General features: G+C 70.1%; 9 protein-coding genes. 5 read left to right on the top strand and 4 right to left on the bottom strand.

The features are described 5' to 3' along the window. Positions 1 to 116: 116 nt before the first annotated feature. The 3 genes from LR269_RS15435 to LR269_RS15445 all read right to left on the bottom strand — a co-directional run bounded on the left by LR269_RS15435 (position 117) and on the right by LR269_RS15445 (position 13934). A complete protein-coding gene (locus LR269_RS15435; protein WP_231431642.1) occupies positions 117 to 7328 on the bottom strand; it encodes a collagen binding domain-containing protein in 7212 nt (2403 codons plus the stop codon). A gap of 378 nt (positions 7329 to 7706) precedes the next feature. Next, positions 7707 to 10199 carry a DUF11 domain-containing protein gene (locus tag LR269_RS15440; RefSeq protein WP_231431643.1) on the bottom strand — a complete coding sequence of 831 codons (2493 nt, stop codon included), beginning with the start codon at positions 10197 to 10199 and terminating at the stop codon, positions 7707 to 7709. Between the two features lie 219 nt (positions 10200 to 10418). Continuing rightward, the gene (locus LR269_RS15445) at positions 10419 to 13934 is read right to left on the bottom strand and encodes a VWA domain-containing protein (protein WP_231431644.1); all 3516 of its coding nucleotides are present in this window, start codon (positions 13932 to 13934) and stop codon (positions 10419 to 10421) included. Positions 13935 to 14276: 342 nt separating this feature from the next. On the opposite strand from LR269_RS15445, the gene LR269_RS15450 reads away from it, so the two are divergent. Genes LR269_RS15450 through LR269_RS15470 form a run of 5 tightly spaced genes read left to right on the top strand, consistent with a single transcriptional unit; the run spans position 14277 to position 18831 of the window. After that, complete coding sequence (locus LR269_RS15450; protein ID WP_231431645.1) at positions 14277 to 15584, top strand: YihY/virulence factor BrkB family protein; 1308 nt, start codon at positions 14277 to 14279, stop codon at positions 15582 to 15584. Positions 15585 to 15594: 10 nt separating this feature from the next. Further along, positions 15595 to 16434 carry an exodeoxyribonuclease III gene (locus LR269_RS15455; protein WP_231431646.1) on the top strand — a complete coding sequence of 280 codons (840 nt, stop codon included), beginning with the start codon at positions 15595 to 15597 and terminating at the stop codon, positions 16432 to 16434. A 24-nt stretch (positions 16435 to 16458) separates the two neighbouring features. Next, positions 16459 to 17469 (top strand): tryptophan--tRNA ligase, encoded by a 1011-nt coding sequence (gene trpS / locus LR269_RS15460; RefSeq protein ID WP_231431647.1) that lies wholly within the window; start codon positions 16459 to 16461, stop codon positions 17467 to 17469. A 1-nt stretch (position 17470) separates the two neighbouring features. Continuing rightward, a complete protein-coding gene (locus tag LR269_RS15465) occupies positions 17471 to 18046 on the top strand; it encodes a GNAT family N-acetyltransferase (protein WP_231431648.1) in 576 nt (191 codons plus the stop codon). Further along, positions 18043 to 18831 (top strand): HAD family hydrolase, encoded by a 789-nt coding sequence (locus LR269_RS15470; RefSeq protein ID WP_231431649.1) that lies wholly within the window; start codon positions 18043 to 18045, stop codon positions 18829 to 18831. The genes LR269_RS15465 and LR269_RS15470 overlap by 4 nt, the downstream gene beginning before the upstream one ends. Positions 18832 to 18952: 121 nt before the next feature. Here the strand turns inward: LR269_RS15470 and glpK are convergent, their stop codons facing one another. Then, positions 18953 to 20467, bottom strand: a complete 1515-nt coding sequence (gene glpK, locus LR269_RS15475) for a glycerol kinase GlpK (protein ID WP_231431650.1) — start codon at positions 20465 to 20467, stop codon at positions 18953 to 18955. Positions 20468 to 20485 lie beyond the last annotated feature (18 nt).

Here is a 20485-nt window from a genome sequence, read left to right on the forward strand (position 1 = left end):
CAGGACTTACGAAATTCTTGTCACCCGAAAGCGGGGTACTCGAATTCTTCTGATCGGGGGACAAGACAACCGGGGGCCGGGCCTACTGGCCCGACCCCCGGAAGGTGAGTGCGGAGCTATGCCTGCGGTGCCCCGTGCTGCTTGCGCCGACGGATCACCACGCCCGCGGCGACCAGCATGCCGCCCAGGATGACGAGCCCGGCAGCGCCCCAGATGAACGGCTGACCGGCGAAGCCGGTCTCGGCGATCGCGGGCTTGGGCTGCGGGATCGTCACCGTCACCGAGTCGTCGTCGCAGACCACGGCCGGGTCCTCGGACGTGTCGTCGGCGTTCTGCCAGCAGACCTCGCCGATGTTCTCGACCTCGGTCGACGTCGTGTCGGGATCGACGTGCACGTCGAGCACGATGTCCGGCGCCTCCGGGTAGTCGGGCCCGAGCACCCCGAGCAGGTCGCAGTGCAGCAGGCCGCCGTAGCCGTCGCTGTCCTGACCCGTGACCTCGCAGTCCTCCCAGCGCGGGAAGGTCGGCGAGCCGGCGGTCGTGATGTCGTCGACCCGCAGCTCCGACGGGATCTCGTCGAAGATCTCCACCGGGTCGGCCGCGCCGGTGCCGGTCGCGCTGACGGAGAGCGTGTACTCGAAGTCGGTGCCCGGCTTCGCCTGGGTGACGCTCGCCTCCTTCACGATGCTCACCTCGGGCTCACGGTCGATCGCGCACGTCGGGAGGGCCTGCGGGTAGACCGCGAGGACCGACTGCGACGGGTTGATCGAGAACGTGATCGTCGCGGGGTTCTCCATGTCGCGCCACGGGTACGTCGGCACGGTCTCGTCGAGGATCAGGTCGCCGAACCTCGTGCCCGGGGTGGGCGGGTTCGTGAGGTCCTCCTCGGTGATCGGACGCCAGCCCGGGAACTCGTACGGGACGCCGTTCTCGTCGACCGCTGCCCCCGGCCAGAGCAGCTTGCCGTCGCGCTCGTCCCACGGGACGGTCTGCGTCTTCGTGAGCGTGCCGTCGGCACTCGTCCAGGTCACCGTGATGTCGCCCGGCTCGACGCCGTCGGACACCTCGATGTCGAAGTAGAGCCACGGCACATCGGCGACGCAGCGCACGTACGCGCCGGCGTCGATCGCCTTCTTCGGCACCTCGACCGAGTCGCAGTTGTTGCGCTCGATGAGGTCGGGCAAGACGCCCTCGCCGGCGGTGATCGCCACGCACGCCTCGTTCGGCACGTCGTCGAGGTCGACCGGCTCGACGGTCGGGGCGGGGTCGTCCGGCCCGACGGCGTCGGGCGTCTCGACGGGCGCCGCGGGCAGCGTCACCGGGATCGTGATCGTGATCACGTCGCCCGGCGCGAACGGCCCGTCACCGTGGGCGGCGAACTCGTTGTCGCCCGCCGTGCCCGTCTCCGCCCAGGTGCCCGGGCCCTCGAACGTCGGCGCACCGGCGACCACGAGCTCGGGGTCGATCACGTCGGTGACGTCGAGCCCCTCGACCGGAATGCTCGAGTGGTTCGTCACCGTCAGCACGAAGTCGAAGGTGTCGCCCTGCTCGATGTACCCGTCGGGATCGTCGCCGAGGTCGTACGCCTTCTCGATGCCGACGTCGACGAGCTCGGCCTTGTTGGTGATGTCGCAGCTCGTGAGCTTGCCCACCTCGACCGTGGCGAGCGCGCCTTCGACGGGATCGCCGTCGCCGATCGTGCAGCTCCACAGCTTCGCGAAGAAGTACTTCAGCAGCGGGTGCGCGGATGCCTCGGCGGTCACCTGCTCGGTGAGCCCGTAGTCGCCCGTGGGAACCGTGAACACGGTGCCCGCCTGGCCGAGCACCTGCAGCGTGTGGGCGCTGCCTGCGGCCTTGAGCCACCAGTCCTTCGCAGCCAGGAGCAGCTGGCCGTCGCCGAGCCCGAGGTCGCTGAGGTCGATGCCCTCGAACGCGCTCAGGTCGACGTGCTTGGCCAGCGTGATCTGACCGACCGGGATGTTGGCGCAGTCATCGACGTCGGTGACGATCGTGCCGTTGTCGAGCGTCGCGGCGTTGAAGAAGCCCTTGCCGCTCGTCGACTCGACGCACGTCGCCTCATCGATGTCCGTGATCTCGTCGACGTCGGCCACCACGGTGATCTCGTAGGTGTGCACGGCCGACTTCTCGATCGGGGCGTCGTCGGCGAGCGCGGTCACGGTGTCGCCGTTCCAGTCGGCGACGTCGACGGAGCCCGTGTCGGGCGCGTCGGTCGTCGCCGTGGCCGAGACGATCTCGACACCGGCGGGGAAGCCGAGGTCGTCGTTCAGGTCGTAGTACTGGTCGCGGACGTCGCTGAGGTTCGTGACGACCACTTCGTACCGGACCGTCCAGTCGCCGGTGACGGCGTCGCGCGACGGGTTCGGGCTCTCCTCGGTGCTCTCGACGAGCGTCTTGGTGACGGTCGTGCGGCCGGGAACGTCGCAGTCGGTGGCCTCCTGCGGCTCGCCGTGGCCGACGGTGAGCCAGGCGGTGTTGCGGAATCCGCCGTTGTCGCCCTCCTGGCACTGGTCCTGACCGGTCTCGTAGACCTCGGCCGGCACCGTCGCATTGATCGTGATCACGTAGGTGTCGGTCTGCGATGCGGGCACCGAGGTGTCGTCGGCGAGCACGAAGCTCGGCGGGTCGCCGATCGGGTTCCACGTCGCGGCCGAGCTGTCGGCCGGGCCGGATGCCTCGGCGTCGTTGATCACGACGCCGGCGCCGAACTGCGGTTCGTCGGTCAGGTCGTAGACCAGCGGAGCCACCGGGCTCTGGTTCGTCACCGTCACCTCGTACTCGAGGTCCCACGTTCCGTCGGTCGCCTGGGCGATCGACGTGAGCTCCTTGGTGATGACGCCGGTCGGCGGGATCACCTTGTTCGTGAGCTCGCACTCGACCTCGAGGCCCGGCGTCGCCGTGAAGGCGAAGCCGGCGTCGTCGCCGTTCTCGTCGGTCAGCAGGTCGCCGCCGACCGAGCAGGTGATCTCGCCGCCCGTCCAGCCGTCGGGCACGGGCAGCTCGGTGATGACGTACTGCTCGCCGATCGCGAGGTTCGACCAGGTCGCGGTGTCGGTCGTGTCGCCCGTCCCGCTGACGGTCTGCGGGCTGTCGCCCACGACGCCGGCGGTCGGGCTGATCGCGAGCTGGAACGACCACTCGAACTCATCGGGCACGCCCGAGACGCTCTTCTCGACCGTCACCTTGCCGGGCACCGCGGCGTTCTCGATCGTGCAGCTGATCGAGAGGCCGGGCGTCACCAGGAACTGGAAGCCGTCGGCATTCGCGTCGGCATCCTCGAGCTGGCCGCTGTTGCAGACGAAGTCGCCCTCGTTCCAGCCGGACTCGTCGCCCTCGGTGAGGGTGTAGGTCTGGCCGACCTCGAGGTCGCTCCAGCTGACGCTCGGGTCTTCGTCGGTCACCGTCTGCGACGCCGGGTCACCGGGCGTCAGGAAGATCTCGAACTCGAAGTCGTACCCGTCGGGCACGCCGTCGACGGTCTTGCGCACCGTCAGGTCGCCGGTGTCGGGCGCGTTCGTGTAGGTGCAGTGCACGACGTCGCCGGCGGCGAGGTCGATGGTCGCGAGCGCGTCGTCGTACTCGACGGTCGACGTGTCGCCCTCGCCGATCGTGCACTGGAGACCGGTGAGGTGCCAGTTCGCCTCGGCGAGCTCCTCGACGGTGTACTCACCGGGCACGAGCAGCGCCGACTCCCAGGGGTCGTCGCCGTCGGTCAGTGCGAACGAGTCGTCGCCGAACTCGAAGTCGAACTCCTGCGTCGCGCCACCGGGGATCGAGTCGACACCCGGCACGACCTTGTCGACGATGATCTTGCCGAGCTGCGTGTTCGAGTAGGTGCAGACGACGGTCTCACCCGGGTCGAGGTCGATCGTGCCGACGAGGCCGTCGACGCTCGAACCCTGGTCGGGGTCGGCGCACTGCAGGGTGCCGACGTGCGCGTTCGTGAGGATCTCGGTCACGTGGTAGGTGCCGGGAAGCACGTCGTTGTACGTCGTCGAGCCGGTGCCCTGGTCGGTCGAGATCGAGAACGGACCCGACCCCGCCCAGTCGCCGGTGAAGTTGAACGTCGCGTCGTCACCGTCGATGTTCTTGACGATCACGATGGTGGCCTTCGCCGTGTTCGTGATGGTGCATTCGAACGTGTCGCCCGGCTGCACCGTGAACCCGGTCTCGTCGATGTCGGTCCACGTGTCGGAGCCGACCGCCTTCACCTTGCAGATGAGGGCGCCCGCCGTCCACCCGCCGCCGGGTGCCTTCTCGGCGATCGAGTACTTCGTGCCCGGCACGAGGTTCGTGAACGTGGTGGAGTCCGACCCGCCGGCGGCCACGCTCACCGACTGCTCGATCGGCGCTCCGTCGGGAGCGATCGGGTCGAGCACGAAGGTGAAGGTGCCGGCCGCACCGATCGCGGTCTTGGTGACCTTCGCCGTCGCGGGCACGGCCCGGTTCGTCGCCTCGCAGGTGAGGGTGAATCCCGGTGTCACCGTGAACTGGTCGCCGGCCGTGTTCGGGTCGGCATCCTCGATGCCGCAGTCGACCGGGCTCGACTCCCAACCGGGCTTCGCGGTCTCGGTGATCGTGTACGTCTCACCGATCGTGAGGTTCTTCCACGTGATGCTCTCGGTGGAGTTGCCCGTGCCCGAGACGGTCTGCGTCGCCGACGGCGTCACCCCGGCCGACGGGTCGATCGTGAAGTCGAACGACCATGCGAAGCCCGGGGCCACCCCCGACACCGTCTTCTCGAGCGTCACCTCGCCGGCCTTCGCCGTGTTCGTGATGTCGCACTCGACGACGAGGCCGGGCGTCACCGTGAACGTCACCGACGCGTTGGTCGCGTCGCCGTCCTGGTCGGTCACGTTGCAGGTGAAGCTCTTGAGCGTCCACCCGTCGGGCACCGTCTCGGTGATCGTGTAGGTCTTGCCCACGACCAGGTTGTCCCACTCGGCGGTCGGGTCGTCGCTGTCGACCGTCTGCGGGTTCTGCTCGCTCGCCGGGGCGTCGCTGAGGCTCAGCGAGAAGGGGCCCCACTCGACGCCGTCGGGCACGTTCTCGACGTGCTTCTCGACGACGAGCTTGCCCTTGGTCGCCTCGTTCGTGACGGTGCAGACGACGCTCTGGCCGATGCCGACCACCACGTCGCGCGTCGCCGAGGTCGTCTGCGACGGAACGCCGCCGTCGACCGCGCACGAGATGTTGTCGACCTTCCAGCCGTCGGGCAGGTTCACCTCTTCGAGCGTGTAGGTGTCGGGCTTGATGTTGTCGAACACCTTCTGCGCGTCGTCCTGCAGCGAGAAGTCCGGCTGACCCTCGACCGTGAAGTCGAACACCTGCGTCGCGCCGTCGGGAATGGTCTGCTTGATGACCGTCAGGTCGCCGCGCTGCGTGTTCGTGTAGGTGCAGGTGACGAGTTCGCCCGGGTCGAGGTCGATCGTGCCGACGCCGGTCGCGACGTCGCCGCTCGAGGTGTCGTCGGCGACGTCACCGGCGCAGGTGAGCGCGGTCACGTCGTACTCGGGGGCCGGGGTCAGTTCCTTGACGCTGTACTGACCGGGCGTGACGCTGGCGTACAGCGTCTCAGCGGTGCCGTTCTCACCCGGGGTCAGCGAGAACGACGAGCCGCCGGTCCAGTTGCCCTCGAAGTCGAACTCGCCGCTGTCGCCCTGGACCTTCTTGATGATCTTGATCTGACCGTCCTGGCGGTTCGTGAACGTGCAGTCGATGACCTGGCCGGCGACGGTCTGCACGGACGCGGACGCGGTCGGCACATCGGTCTGGTAGGCGCCGCCCTGCGGGGTGCACGCGATCGTCTGGAGCTTCCACTTCGGGTCGCCCGGCTCGGCGATCTCCTTGATGTCGACGACCGAGCCCGGCGTGTAGTAGAACACCTGCGAGCTCGAGTTGCCGGGAACCTGGACGTTGCCCTGCTGCCCGGTGATCGTGAAGTCGAACGTGGCCGCATCGCCCTGCGCGACCTTCGTGATCTTGACGCCCGACGTGACGTTCTCGACGGTGCAGGTCGTCGTGGCGCCGACGTACATCTTGAAGCTGCCGTCGGTCGTCGACTCGACCTGGTTCGTCGTCGGGTTGGTCACCGAGCACGAGGTCTGCTTGAACGCCCACGGGGCCGGCGGTGCCGCCTCGGTGAGCTTGTAGTCGTTGCCGGCGAAGACGTTGCCCCAGTTGTGGGTGTCGCCGATCTTGATCGCCGCGCCGAGGCCGTTGTTGCCGGCGACCGTGTCGGTCGGACCGGTCAGCGTGCCGTCGTGCACCAGGCCGCCGCCCGTGCGGTTGACGGTGTAGTTGAACGTCGCGTCGGGTCCCCCGGCGGTGCCGATCTTCTTCACGACGAGGTTGCCGCAGTTCGAGAGCGTGATGGGGTTCTGCGAGACGAGCATGTCCTGGAGGGTGGCCGTGTCGCTGTTGCCGGTGCGCGTGATGAAGCCCGCATCGAGGAACGAGCGGCACGAGCCGTCGGACGGCAGCAGGCCGGACGCGGTGAGGTCGACGGCCATCTCGCCGAACGTGGCGTCGGTGCCGCTCGTGTTCGTGTCGGTGTTCCCGCCGACGGCCGCCTGGTACACGATCGGGTTGCCGATCGGCTCCCAGCTGTTGCCGTCCCACGAGAGCACGCGAACCGACGTGGTCGGGTTGCCGGCCGGATCGTAGTTGAACTCGATGAGGTAGTCGTCGGAGCGGCCGGCCTGCGGACCCTGGAAGATCTCGTACGACGTCATGTCGCCGTTGCCCGAGAGGCGGGTCCAGTAGGCGTAGAAGATCGTGTGAGCGACGCCGTTGACGGTGACGACCTCGTACGCCGACCCACCCGTACAGGCATCGCCCTTGGCGTTCGCCGAGTTGCTGATGAGCGTCTTCCACGGATCGTCGTCGACCTTCGCACCGCCGGGGAACACGCTCAGCGTCTCCGACGCGCCGCACGTGCCCGGCGTGCCGTAGGTCGCCCCGCTGTCCGCCGTGCGCTGCGCCTGGAGGATGCCGGACGACTGATGTCCCGAAGCCGTGGTGTACGCGGGCTTCGGCGTGGATCCGACGACGCCGATCCAGTCGTTCGCCCCCGCGGTGTTGCCGTCGATCTCGAACGACGTCTGGATGCCGTTCGACAACGTGGCGGCAGCCGCCGACTGCGCCGGCGCGACCGCCACGAACACGGCACCGCCGGTCGCGACGAGGCCGGCGATCGCGAGCGCACTGATCAGCCGCTGCCTCGCCCTCCTCATCTGGAGGCGCAGGGCCCGAGGGCCGGTCGCCGGGTCGGTGGAACGGGTGCGCAGAGATCGCTTGACGTTCATCATCAGCCTTCGGGTTTCGGAAGTGGGCACTTCCGGCTGTATTCCGGCCCGGGCGACCGAGCCTTTCCGGAGTTCGCGGGTACGAACCCCGAAGTCCGCTGAAAGCGGACCAGCGAGCCCGTGGGTGCGGACTCGCGCTCATCCTCGCAGCGCGGACCAGCGGCGTGAAGGGCCGCGCTGGCACCAAAACGGGGGGATCCTCACCTTTGGGGTACAGATTTCGGCCGGAATTCCTCGAAACGGGGTACATATTCGATGCATCCGGATGATTCGCCCGCGACAGGTCGCACCCGGAACGGCCTGTCCCCCGAATCCGGTCGTTGCACGAACGACGGATGCCTCGCCGGGATCGCTCCCGACGAGGCATCCGCACCCAGTGGTTCAGCTCTCGCGACGACGGCGCAGGCCGCGCGCGATCGCCGCGGCCCCGATCGCCGTCAGCAGCACCGCGAACGGCAGCATCAGGCCGGTCTCGACGCCGGTCTCGGCGAGCCCCTGCGGGGTCGACGACGGGGTCGACGGGGGCGTCGGCGGCGTCGGCTGGTCGGGCGCCGCGTTGCAGTTCGGCGTCGGCGGCGGGTAGACCACGTCGGCGTCGTTCGACGGGTTGATGCGGATCTCGGCGACCGCCAGCGACCGCAGGTCGTAGAACGGTGCGCTCGGATCGAGCACCCAGGTGCCGTCGGCGAGCTGCGTCCAGCCCGGCCAGGCGATCGGGTCGCCGTTCTCGTCGATCGCCGCGCCCGGCCAGAGCTGCTGTCCGGAGATCGTCTCGCCGCTCACCCACCCGTCGGGATAGGCGATCGGATCGACCTGCGAGGCGCCGTCGGCGAGGAGTGCCGCGACGTCGTCGGCGGGGATCGACGGATCACGGCTCGCGAACGCCTCCGGGGTCCACCAGATCAGCGAGATCGGGTTCGCGCTCGGGTCGTCGATGTTGAACGGCGTGATCTCGTACGTGAACCACGGGGTGTCGTTCACGCACTGGGCGAGCCCGACGAGGCCGATCGACTTCACGGGCGTCTCGGCGTCGTCGCAGTTGTTGTCGGGGTTCGAGTCGAATCCGGGTTCGGATGCCTCGGCCTCGGCTGCGGCGATCTCGGGCACCTCGGGGTCGGGGTACTGCTCGCTCGCGACGCACGCGCCGTTCACGAGATCGGGGATCGGCTGGTCGGACGCGGGCTGAGAGAGCTCGCCGACGGTGACCTCGAACGTGATCGTGATGACGTCGCCCGGGTTGATCCAGCCGTTGTGCTGGACGGTGAGCACGCCGTCCGCCACCTCGACCGGGTCCCACTCGCCCGGGTTGGGCGCGATGACGGCCGAACCGTCGACGTACGTGACGCCGTCGGGCAGCGTGTCGGTGACGAGGCTGCGGTACGCCGGGTCATCCCCCTCGTTGGTGATCGTCAGCGTGTAGGTGATGACGTCGTCCTCGCCCGAGTCGACGGGTTCGTCGTTCTCGGTCGCCTCGTCCTTGACGAGGACGAGGTCGATGTCGATCACCGGGTGGTCGACGACGCACGGGTCGTCGTCGACGACGATCGAGTCGTCGGTCGGGCACTCGCCGCCGGGCCCGGGCCTGACGACGTTGTGCAGCAGCGTGCCTGCGGAATCAGCGCCGACGATCACCGTGTACGACACGGTCGCGGTCGCCCCCGGTTCGAGGTCGGGGATGTTCCAGGTCAGCACATCGCCGACCGGTCCGGTGAGCCCAGCGGGCAGGACGCCGAGCGTGCCGTTGTCGAGCACGTCCGAGACGTCGTCGAACGCCTGCGCCCCGGTCACGACGGCATCCGAGTCGTTGTAGGCCTGGAGGGTGTAGGTGATGACGTCACCGGGCTCGACCGTCGCCCCGTCGACCGGCTCGGACCACTTCTGGAGGAGCCAGTGCGGCACGGGCGCCGTCGGGCAGGGGTTCACGGTGACCGTCTTCTGCAGGTCGTTCTCGGGGTCGTCGCCTTCGCGATGCAGCACCACGTCGTACGTTCCCGGTGGGAGCTGGAAGTCGTGGTCGAGGGCGCCGTCGGGGTCGGTGAAGTCGAACGTCGCGACGACGTCGTCGGTGCCGGACACGAACACCGTGATCGTGTAGTCGAAGTTCAGCAGCAGGCCGAGCAGCGCGACCTTCAGCGCCGGCGGCGTGCCTCCGACCTCGGTGCACACCTCGGCGAAGAGCTGGATCGTCGGCGGGGCCGGGTTGCAGTCCTCCTCGGTCAGCTCGGTCTTCGTGGTGTTGAGGCCGGGGAAGTGCTGCAGCACGTCGTCGTCGTCGTAGTAGTCGAACACCGGGATGATGTCCTGCAGCTCCTGATGGGTCGAGTGCGCGTGACCTCCCGAGTACGGATCGCTCGGGTCGCCGTTCGGATCGATGATCGACCGGACGCTCGGGCTGATGAACACGTAGGGGTTCGACTCGCTCGCGGTCGCATGGCAGATCGCGACGTGGTCGTTCCACTCGGGGATCGTCGTGACCGGCGGTCCGCCGTTCTCGTCGTCGGCGGCCGGCGCGAGCGAGCGCGCCGCGGGCGCGTCGCCAGAGGGAGCCGTGGCCGCGGGTGCCTCCTCGGCCGGGGCGTCGACGACCGGCGCCGCCGCCTCGGGTTCGGCGACCGGCGCGGGTTCCGGCGCGGGTTCGGGCGCCGGCTCGGCGACCGGCTCCTCGGCCGGGGCAGGCGCTTCCACCTCGGGCGCCGGGGCGGGCGCCTCCGCCTCTGGGGCCGGTGCGGGTTCGGCGGCGGGCTCGGCGGCGGGCGCCTCGGTCGCGGTCGCGACGGTCTGCTCTGCTGGGGGCGCCTCGTCGGCGGCGGCCACCATGGGGGCGCCGAAGATCACGAGTGCGCCCACGGTGACGGCGGCGAGCGCGGCGCGCACGCCCCCGCCTCCGGGTCGGGCTGCTCGGTGGGCAGGCGGATGACGGTACATGACAGCTCCTGACATCGGGTACGGAGCCGGCTCGGGTTACGGGTCAGCACTGCCAGTGTGCGCCGCCCATCGCATCACCGACAAGGATTCCTCAGCTTTTGTGCCCTGAAGAGGGGGATGCCTCGGCGCGCGTCGCACCGAGGCATCCCCTGCCCGATCAGGCGGCGCTCACGCGCCGTCCGCCCGGCGCGATCGCACCCGCGCGGCAGCGGCGCCGAGCGCGCCGAGCACGAGCAGGGCGAGGGCGCCCGACACCAGGCCCGCGGGGTCGATACCGGTCGCGGCCATCGACGACGGGGTCGACGGCTGCTCGGGGCTCACGGGCGGCGCCTCGTTCTCGGGCGGGGCCGCGGTGCAGTTCGGCGTGGCCGGCGGGTACACCGTGATCACGTCGGTCGACGGGTTGATGCGGATCTCGACGACGGCCTCGTCTCGGAGGTCGTAGAACAGCGCCTCCGGGTCGAGCACCCACGAGCCGTCGGCCAGCTCGGTCCAGCCCGGCCAGGCGATCGGGTCGCCGTTCTCGTCGATCGCCGCACCCGGCCAGAGCTGCCGGCCTTCGATGGCGTCGCCCGGCGCCCAGTCGTCGGGCACCTCGAGGTCGTCGACCTGCGACGCCCCGTCGGCGAGGATCGCCGCCTCGTCGCCCGCGTCGATGGACGGGTCGTGCGCCGCGAAGGCGTCGGCCGTCCACCAGATGAGGACGACCTCGGGCGCGTCGACGTTCACCGGCGTGACCGAGTACTCGAACCAGGGCGTGTCGTTCACGCACTGCGCTGCGCCGTCGAGCGCGATCGACTTGACCGGTGTCGAGGCGTCGTCGCAGTCGTTCTCGGGGTTCGCATCGCGGCTCGGCCCATCGGCCCCGGGGCCGACGACGTCGAGCGCAGCGACGAGTGCCGGCGGCTCGGGTGCCGGCACCGGACCGCTGAACACGCAGACCGTGTTCACGAGATCGGGGATCGGCACGGTCGGGTCGGGCTGCTCGAGCTCGCCGACCTCGACGTCGAACGTGATCGTCGCCGTAGCGCCGGGCGCGAAGGGGCCGGCGTACCGGAAGGTCAGCTCGCCGTCGATCGAGTCGTCGATCGTCCAGTCGGCCTCCTCCCCCGGCGGCGCCGTCGCCACGACCTCGGACCCGGCCGAGAACACCACGCCCTCGGGCAGCGCGTCGGTCACCTCGACGCCGTACGCGGGATCGTCGCCGAGGTTCTCGACGACCACCTCGTACGAGACGACGTCGGGCGGCGTCGAGCCCGAGTCGACCGCGTCGCCGTCGGCCGTCGTCGCGGTCTTCGCGACCGCGAGGTCGACGTTCGGCGTGCGGTGCCCGGTCGTGCAGTCGGTCACCTCAGGCACGGCGGCGACGGATGCCTCGGGCGAGCGCGACGACGAGCCGTCCAGCCGCTCGACGAGGACCGGCGGTGCTCCGCCCTCGCCCTCCGTCGGGCAGATGCCCGGCGCCTCGGGGGTCACGACGTTGACGAGGTCGGCGTTCCAGGCATCCTCGTCGACGGTGACCTCGAACGACACCGTGGCCTCGCCGGAGCCGACCGCCAGCGTCGGCACCGCCCACTCGAGGCTCGTGCCGTCGAGCGTCAGCGACGGGTCGAGCGGCTCGGTGAGCGCCGCGTCGTCGAGCACGTCGGCGAGGTCGTCGACCGCGGTCGCGCCCTCCACCTCGGCCTGCGAGAAGTTCCACGCGTGCAGCGTGTACTCGATCGTCTCGCCGGGTTCGACGAGCCCGTCGGCGGGATCGCTCGTCTTCCACAGCACGAATCCGGGCGTCGGATGCTCGGTCACGCACTCGTCGGCCACGGGATCTGGCTCGTCGGGACCGACGATGACCGGCCCCCCGCCCGGGCAGTTCGTGAGGACGTGGTTGCGCAGCACCGCTCCCGGCGCCGTGTCGTCGGACACGACGACGCGATACGCGACCTGCAGCGTCTCACCGGGCTCGAGCGAGGCGAGCTTCAGGAAGAGGCGCCCCGGGTGCAGCACGTTCCAGCTCGACTCGACGACGGGCGGTGCACCGACGAACCCGTCGAAGTCGACGTACGGCGCCAGCTGCGACACGTCGTCGAAGATCTCGAGGTCGGTCGCGGCGGGACCGGAGACGTGCTCGATCGCGAGCGTGTACTCGATCTCGTCGCCCGGCTCGACGGCCGTTCCGCTCGGCGGGTCGGCGCTCTTCGTGACGCGCCAGACCGGCGCCTCGAGCTCGTTCACCACGTTGCAGTGCACGATCGCCTCGATGCCGACCTCGACTCGCCAGCCGAGGTCGCCGACGAGGGTGACCGGCAGCGGCCCGTCGGCGTCCTGGCACACCACGCTCGTGCGGTGGTGGAAGGGCCGGTCCTCCTCGGAGAACTCGACCGTGCGCGCATCGGTCGTGAAGCCGGTGACCTCGAACGCGGCGGTCGCCCCGCTGCCGTCGGTCGTCTGCGACGACGGCGCCACCGCGGCGTCGTCGGTCGAGAACTCCCAGCCGGCGGTCGGTTGACCGGCGATCTCCTTGTGCACGAAGACCGAACCGCCGCAGAGTTCGAACGCGATCTGCTTGAGCTGCGCGCCGAGCGTGCCGTAGTCGGCGGTCACGACGTGGTCGGCGCTCGCGAGGTCGCCGGCGTAGCCGTCGTCGCCCGTGATCGCACGGATCGGGTCGAGGTCGAGGTCGCTGCCCACGGCGATGCCGAAGAGGTGCGACGGTGCGGCCTTGATCGAGTTCGCCTCGGCGATCGCGGGGTCGAGCGCCGCGGCCGAGCCGTCGGGGAACTCGCCGCCGATCGACGGGTCCACCGTGTTCGGGTTGCCGTCGGTGATCATCACGGTCAGCTCGACGGCATCGTCGAAGCCGCCGAACGTGCCGTGGGCGACCTCGAGGCCGCGCTTCCAGTTCGTCCAGCCGTCGCTCGTGAGGCCTGCGTAAGACCCCTGGACGGCCGCGAGGTTCGCGCTCGTCAGGTCGGTCGCGCCGAGGAGCACCGTGGCGTCCTGGTCGAACGCGGTGACCGACACCTGCGAGCCGGTGTCGACGAGCGCCGTCGTGAACGCGTCGGCGGCCGACGTGAGGTTCGCGATGCCGTCGCCGCCGATCGATCCCGACTTGTCGAGCACGAGCGCGATGTCGATGCCGCAGCTCGGCTGGAGGTCGGGGTTCGTCGCCGTGGCGGCCAGAGCCGCCGCGGCGGCGCGGAGACGGGGCTGCTTCGCGAGGCAGTCGTCGCGCGCGCTGCGGTCGTCGTTCGCGATCGGGATCGACGCGCAGTCGGCCGGCGTGGCCGCCTTCGCCCGCGGCGTGGTCGTCGCCTCGGCCGGGGACGGCGTCTCGACGGCGGGCGGCGCGGTACCGGGCGGCGATTCCGCACCGGGGGCCGGAGCGGGTTCCGGCGCCGGTTCCGGCTCCTCCGCGGGCGACGGCCCGGGCGCCGTCTCGGGTTCCGGTGCCGGCTCGGGTCCTCCGGCCGGCGCGGATCCCGGGTCCGCGGGCGCGGCCGGCGACGGCTCCGCCGACGGGTCGGGGGCCGGGTCGCTCGTGTCGGTCCCCGCCTGGTCTGCGGCGGAATCGCCGGCAGCGGCGACGGCCGCCTCGATGCCCGCGTCGTTCGCCGCGGCAGCGGGAGCGACGGGCTCGTCGGCTGAGGCGATCGCCGGGACTCCGGCGAACACGAGCGCACCGGTCACGACGACGGCGACGAGGCCGCCGAGGTTCCGCTTCGCTGTCCCCCGAACACCCCTACGGTGCTCGGGTCGGGTTCTCCTGCGTTGTTGCATGACTTCGCTCATCTCGTGCTGGTTCGACCGGCTCGGCCTTCGGGTCGGCCCGGTCGATGTTCCTCGGCCTGTCCCCCGTTTTCAAGGGATCCTCACGTCTGACCCCCCGAAGTCGGGGTACAGAATGTGGCGATTTCGGGGTACACGCGGAGGCCGCCTCAGTGCAGTCCCTGAGCGGCCTCGGCCGAGGCGTCCACCGTGTCGGACGAGCCGTGCGAGGCCGCGGGCGTGCGGCTCGCTATCGTTGGGACCGTGAGTGAGCGAACCCCCCGACGTCGCGGCAGGACGACGCCGAAGGGCGGGGCCGCCGCCGGTCCGAGCGACGAGCAGGCGGACGCCGCCGAGCCGGGAGCGACCTCCGATGCGGGGCCCAGCGCGAAGGAGCGGTTCGACGCGATCAGCCAGCCGATCCTCGACCGCTTCGAAGAGCCGATCAGCACGGTGTCGACGCTCACCCGGAAGACGATGGCGCTCTTCCCGGTACGCGTGTGGCGGCACTTCCTCGCCCGCAACGGGTTCCTGCTCTCCGCCGGCCTCAGCTACCAGGCGCTGTTCGCGGTGTTCGCCGCGGTCTACGTGCTCTTCGCCGTCGCGGGGCTCTGGCTCACGAGCAACCCCGACACGCTCGCCGCGCTCGTCAAGCTCGTCAACACCTATGCACCGGGCCTGATCGGCGACGCCGACACGACCGGCGTGATCTCCAGAGACGACCTCAACGCGATCGTCGAGCAGTCGAGCGGTGTGCTCGGGTGGACGGGTGCGATCGCCGTCATCGGCCTCATCTGGACCGCCATCGGGTGGATCACGTACGCGCGCACTGCGGTGCGCAGCATCTTCGGCCTGCCGAAGGACACCAGGGCCTACGTGCTGCTGAAGGCGCGCGACCTGCTCGCCGGCCTCGCATTCGGGGCGATCCTGATCTTCGCATCGGTGCTCTCGGTCGCGACGACGTCGTTCATCAGCTCCGTCTTCGACGCGCTGAACCTGCCCTACGCCGACGGTTGGGAGGCGTTCAGCGTGCAGCTCGGCACGCTCCTCGTCGTGTTCGCCATCGACACCTTCGCCCTCGCCGTCATGTTCCGATTCCTGTCGGGCGCCGCGATGCCGTGGAAGCGCATGTGGGTCGGTTCGCTGCTCGGCTCGGCCGCCCTGTCGGCGATGCAGATGCTGAGCGGTCTCCTCGTGTCTGGTGTCACGAGCAATCCCCTCCTCGCGACCTTCGCCGTCTTCGTCGGCCTCCTGCTCTGGTTCCACCTCACGAGCATCGTGATCCTCGTCGCCGCGAGCTGGATCGCGGTCGAGGCCTCCGACGCGAACGAGAGCCTGCGGGTGGTGTCGGCCGAGCAGCTCGCAGCCGAGGCGCGCCAGCGCGAGCGCGAAGCGCTGCTCACGGCCGCGCGCGTCCGCGTGCGCGAGGCCCGCAACGAGACGGCCTCGGCGAACTGGTTCGAGCAGTTCGGCGCCAAGCGCCGGCTCGCGCGTGCCGAGCAGGACCTCGCCGACCTCGAGGCGATGGACGACGGCGCACCGACGACGAAGCACGTCGGAGGGCTCCCGTAGGATCGAGGACATGCCCTCTGCGAAGCCCCTCCGTCTCGCCAGCGTCAACGTGAACGGAGTGCGTGCCGCATTCCGCAAGGGCATGGGCGACTGGCTCGCCGGTCGCGACGTCGACATCCTCGCGCTCCAAGAGGTGCGCGCCTCGACCGAAGACCTGCAGGGCCTGCTCGGCGACGAATGGGACATCCTGCACGACCCCGCGACCGCGAAGGGCCGGGCCGGTGTGGCGATCGCGAGCCGTCGCCGGGCCCACATCCACCGCGTCGAGCTCGGTGCCGCCGACTTCGACAGCGCCGGCCGCTGGCTCGAGGCCGACTACGAGGTCGGCGACCGCGTGATCACGGTCGTGAGCGCCTACGTGCACTCGGGCGAAGACGGCACCCCGAAGCAGGTCGAGAAGTACAAGTTCCTCGATGCGATGGAGCAGCGCCTGCCCGAGCTCGCCGCCCACTCCGAGCTCGCCGTCGTCGTCGGCGACCTCAACGTCGGCCACCGCACGCTCGACATCAAGAACTGGAAGGGCAACGTGAAGAAGGCCGGCTTCCTGCCCACCGAGCGCGCCTACTTCGACCGGTTCATCGGCGCCGAGGGCGACGAGGCGTACAACGCCGGCGCCGGGCTCGGCTGGGTCGACGTCGGCCGACGCGACGCGGGCGAGGTGCCCGGTCCGTACACGTGGTGGTCGCAGCGCGGCAAGGCCTTCGACACCGACACCGGCTGGCGCATCGACTACCACCTCGCGACCCCGGCGCTCGCCGACACCGTCGCCGCGTACGTCGTCGACCGTGCGGCCGCCTACGACGAGCGATGGTCCGACCACGCTCCCGTCGTCGTCGACTACGCCATCTGACTCTTCTTCTCTGAGGACCGATACATGAACTCCGCCCGCCCCATCGTCTTCTCGGGCATGCAGCCCTCGAGCGATTCGCTCCACCTCGGCAACTACCTGGGTGCGCTCGTCAACTGGGTCGCGATGCAAGACGAGTACGACCCGATCTACTGCGTCGTCGACCTGCACGCGATCACCGTGCAGCAGGACCCGAAGGCGCTCCACGACAACGTGCGCCGCACCGCCGCCCAGTACCTCGCCGCCGGCGTCGACGTCGAGCGCTCGACGCTCTTCGTGCAGTCGCACGTGCCCGCGCACACCGAGCTGGCCTGGGTGCTCGGCACCATGACCGGCTTCGGCGAGGCGAGCCGCATGACGCAGTTCAAAGACAAGTCGAGCCGGTACGGCGCCGACGCCACGACGGTCGGGCTCTTCACCTACCCGGTGCTGATGGCCGCCGACATCCTGCTCTACGACACGCAGTTCGTGCCCGTCGGCGACGACCAGCGCCAGCACCTCGAGCTGACCCGCGACCTCGCCGGCCGCTTCAACTCGCGCTACGGCGAGACCTTCGTCGTGCCCGAGGCGTTCATCCCGAAGGAGTCGGCGCGCATCTACGACCTGCAGGACCCGACGGCGAAGATGTCGAAGTCCGCCGCTTCCGAGGCCGGGCTCGTGAAGCTCATGGACGACCCAGCGGTCACCGCGAAGAAGTTCAAGAGCGCGGTCACCGACGCCGAGCGCGAGATCCGCTACGACCCGCAGGCGAAGCCCGGTATCTCGAACCTGCTCGACATCTACGCCGCGATCTCGGGCGAGTCGATCGCCGCGATCGAGAACCGGTATGCCGGGCGCGGCTACGGCGACCTGAAGAAGGACCTCGCGGAGATCGTCGTCGACCGGCTCACGCCGATCCGCGCCCGCACGCTCGAGCTCCTCGAAGACCCGGCCGAGCTCGATCGCCTGCTGGCGATCGGCGCCGACCGGGCAGCCGAACGCGCTCAGAAGGTGCTGCGCGAGGTCTACGACCGCGTCGGCTTCGTTCGAAAGGGCTGACGTGCGCCCCGTCACGCTGCAGACTCCCCGGCTCGTGCTCGACCTGCCCGTGCCGGCCGACGCCGAGCGTGTCGCCCGCTACTGCCAGGACCCGATCTTCGAGCAGTTCCTCACGACGCCCTGGCCGTACACCGAGTCGCACGCCCGGGGATTCCTCGACGAGTATGTACCCGAGGCGTGGCAGGCCGGCACCGAGCTGACCTGGGCCATCCGCACCGAGTCGGGTGGCCCGCTGATGGGTGTGATCGGTCTCCGCACGAAGGCGCGCGAGGTCGGCTTCTGGCTCGGTGCCGACCACCGCGGTTCGGCGTACATGACCGAAGCCCTGATCGCCGTCTGCGACTGGGCGTTCGTCGGACTCGCCGGCACCGACCCCGTCACGTGGCGCGCGAACCGGGGCAACATCGCCTCGGCGATGGTCGCGAGGGCCGCCGGGTTCCGCAACACCACGACCGGGTCGACGACCGTGCCCGGCCGCGACGGCGTCGACCTGCCGGGCTGGTCGGGCGAGCGCGGTCCGACACCCGAGGCCGACGCGCCCTCGAGCTGGGCGCCGCTCCTCGGCGACGGGGCATGACCTCGATCGACGACCCGAGCACGGCTCCGCGAACCGGGGCCGCACCGCTCGTGCTGTTCGACCTCGACGACACGCTCATGGCGCATCGCGAGGCGGTCGCCATGGCGATCGTGTTGCACATGCGCGAGCGGGCATACACGGGCGACCACGTCTCGGCGCAACGCCTCTGGCACGAACTCGAAGAGCAGCACTATCACGAATACCTCGCCGGTCGGGCGACCTACGAGGGGCAGCGCAGGGCACGGGCACGCGACTTCGCCCTCGCCCATGACGACGAGCTCGACGACCTGGCGGCGAGCGCCTGGTTCGAGCGGTACTTCGAGCGCTACCGCGAATCCTGGTCGCTGCACGACGACGCACTGCCGGCGCTCGACGCCGTCGCGACCGCCCTGCCCCGAGTCCGACTCGGTGTCATCACCAACGGCGAGCTCGACCTGCAGCTGACGAAGCTCGACCGGCTCGGGCTGCGCGAGCGCTTCGAGCTCGTGATCGCCTCCGGCGACGTCGGCGTCGCGAAGCCCGATCCCGCGATCTTCGAACTCGCGGTTGCCCGGTTCGGCGAGGCGGGCCCGGTCGGCCGCGCCGCGTACGTCGGCGACCGCCTCGTCACCGACGCGATCGGTGCCGCCCGTGCCGGGCTCGTCGGCGTCTGGCTCAATCGCACCGGTGCGCGGCCCGATGCCGCCGACGCTGAGGCCGCTGCCGATGCCGGCGTCATCGAGATCGCATCGCTCGACGAGCTCGCGCCCGTGCTCGGCGCGCGGCTCGACCCCGCCGTCGACTGATCCCCCGTTCCGGCGGGCGGCGCTCGCGACCCTCGTACGCGCGCGCACGAGAGAGGGCCGAGCGCACCCCCATGCGCTCGGCCCGAGAACCCACCGTAACCTGCGGTGGGGGCATTCGACGTCAGATGACGTCGTCGTCGACCCAGTCGAGGGTCTTCGAGACGGCCTTCTTCCAGTTGCGGTCGAGGCGCTCGCGCTCGGCGTCGTCCATCGACGGCGTCCAGCGCTTGTCCTCCTGCCAGTTCTGCGCGAGCTCGTCGAGGCTCGACCAGAATCCGACGGCGAGACCGGCCGCGTAGGCCGCGCCGAGGGCGGTCGTCTCGGCGACGACCGGACGCACCACGGGCACGCCCAGGATGTCGGCCTGGAACTGCAGCAGCGTGTCGTTCGCCGTTGCGCCTCCGTCGACGCGGAGCTCGGTGAGGTCGACGCCGGCGTCGGCGTTGACCGCCTCGATGACGTCGCGGGTCTGGAACGCGATCGCCTCGAGGGCGGCCCGTGCGACGTGGCCCTTGTTGACGAACCTGGTGAGGCCGACGAGTGCACCGCGCGCGTCGGGTCGCCAGTACGGGGCGAACAGGCCCGAGAACGCGGGCACGAAGTAGGCGCCGCCGTTGTCCTCGACCGACTTCGCGAGTTCTTCGACCTCGGCGGCCGACGAGATGAGGCCGAGGTTGTCGCGCAGCCACTGGATCAGCGAACCGGTCACCGCGATCGAGCCTTCGAGGGCGTAGTGCACCGGCGCGTCGCCGAGCTTGTAGCCCACCGTCGTGAGCAGGCCGTTCTTCGAGTGGACGATCTCCTCGCCCGTGTTGAAGATCAGGAAGTTGCCCGTGCCGTAGGTGTTCTTCGCCTCGCCGGTCGCGAACGCGGCCTGGCCGAAGGTGGCCGCCTGCTGGTCGCCGAGGATGCCCGCGATCGGGGTTTCGCGGAGCAGCGAGTGCTCGTTCGCGACGCCGTACACCTCGGACGAGCTCTTGATCTCGGGCAGCATCGAGCGCGGCACGCCGAACGCGGCGAGGATCTCGTCGTCCCACTGCAGCGTCTCGAGGTCCATGAACATCGTGCGGCTCGCGTTCGTGACATCCGTCGCGTGCACGCCGCCGTCGACGCCGCCGGTGAGGTTCCACAGCACCCAGGTGTCGGTCGTACCGAACAGCAGGTCGCCCGCCTCGGCCTTCTCGCGAGCCCCTGGCACGTTGTCGAGGATCCAGACGACCTTCGTGCCCGAGAAGTAGGTCGCGAGCGGCAGGCCGACCTTCGCCTTGAACCGCTCGACGCCGCCGTCGGCGGCGAGCCGGTCGACGATGGGCTGCGTCCGGGTGTCCTGCCAGACGATCGCGTTGTAGACGGGCTCGCCGGTCGTCCGGTCCCAGACGACCGTGGTCTCGCGCTGGTTCGTGATGCCGACCGCGGCGATGTCATGCCGGGTCAGGTTGACCTTGCCGAGCGCCTGGCCGATCACCTCGCCGGTGTTGCGCCAGATCTCGGCCGGGTCGTGCTCGACCCAGCCCGCGCGGGGGAAGATCTGCTCGTGCTCGAGCTGCCCGGTCGAGACGATCGATCCGGCCTTGTCGAAGATGATCGCGCGCGACGAGGTGGTGCCCTGGTCGATCGCGAGGACGTAGTCAGCCATCTGAGAACTCCGTTGCTG

Source organism: Agromyces sp. S2-1-8, from assembly GCF_021129215.1.
Lineage (GTDB): Bacteria > Actinomycetota > Actinomycetes > Actinomycetales > Microbacteriaceae > Agromyces > Agromyces chromiiresistens.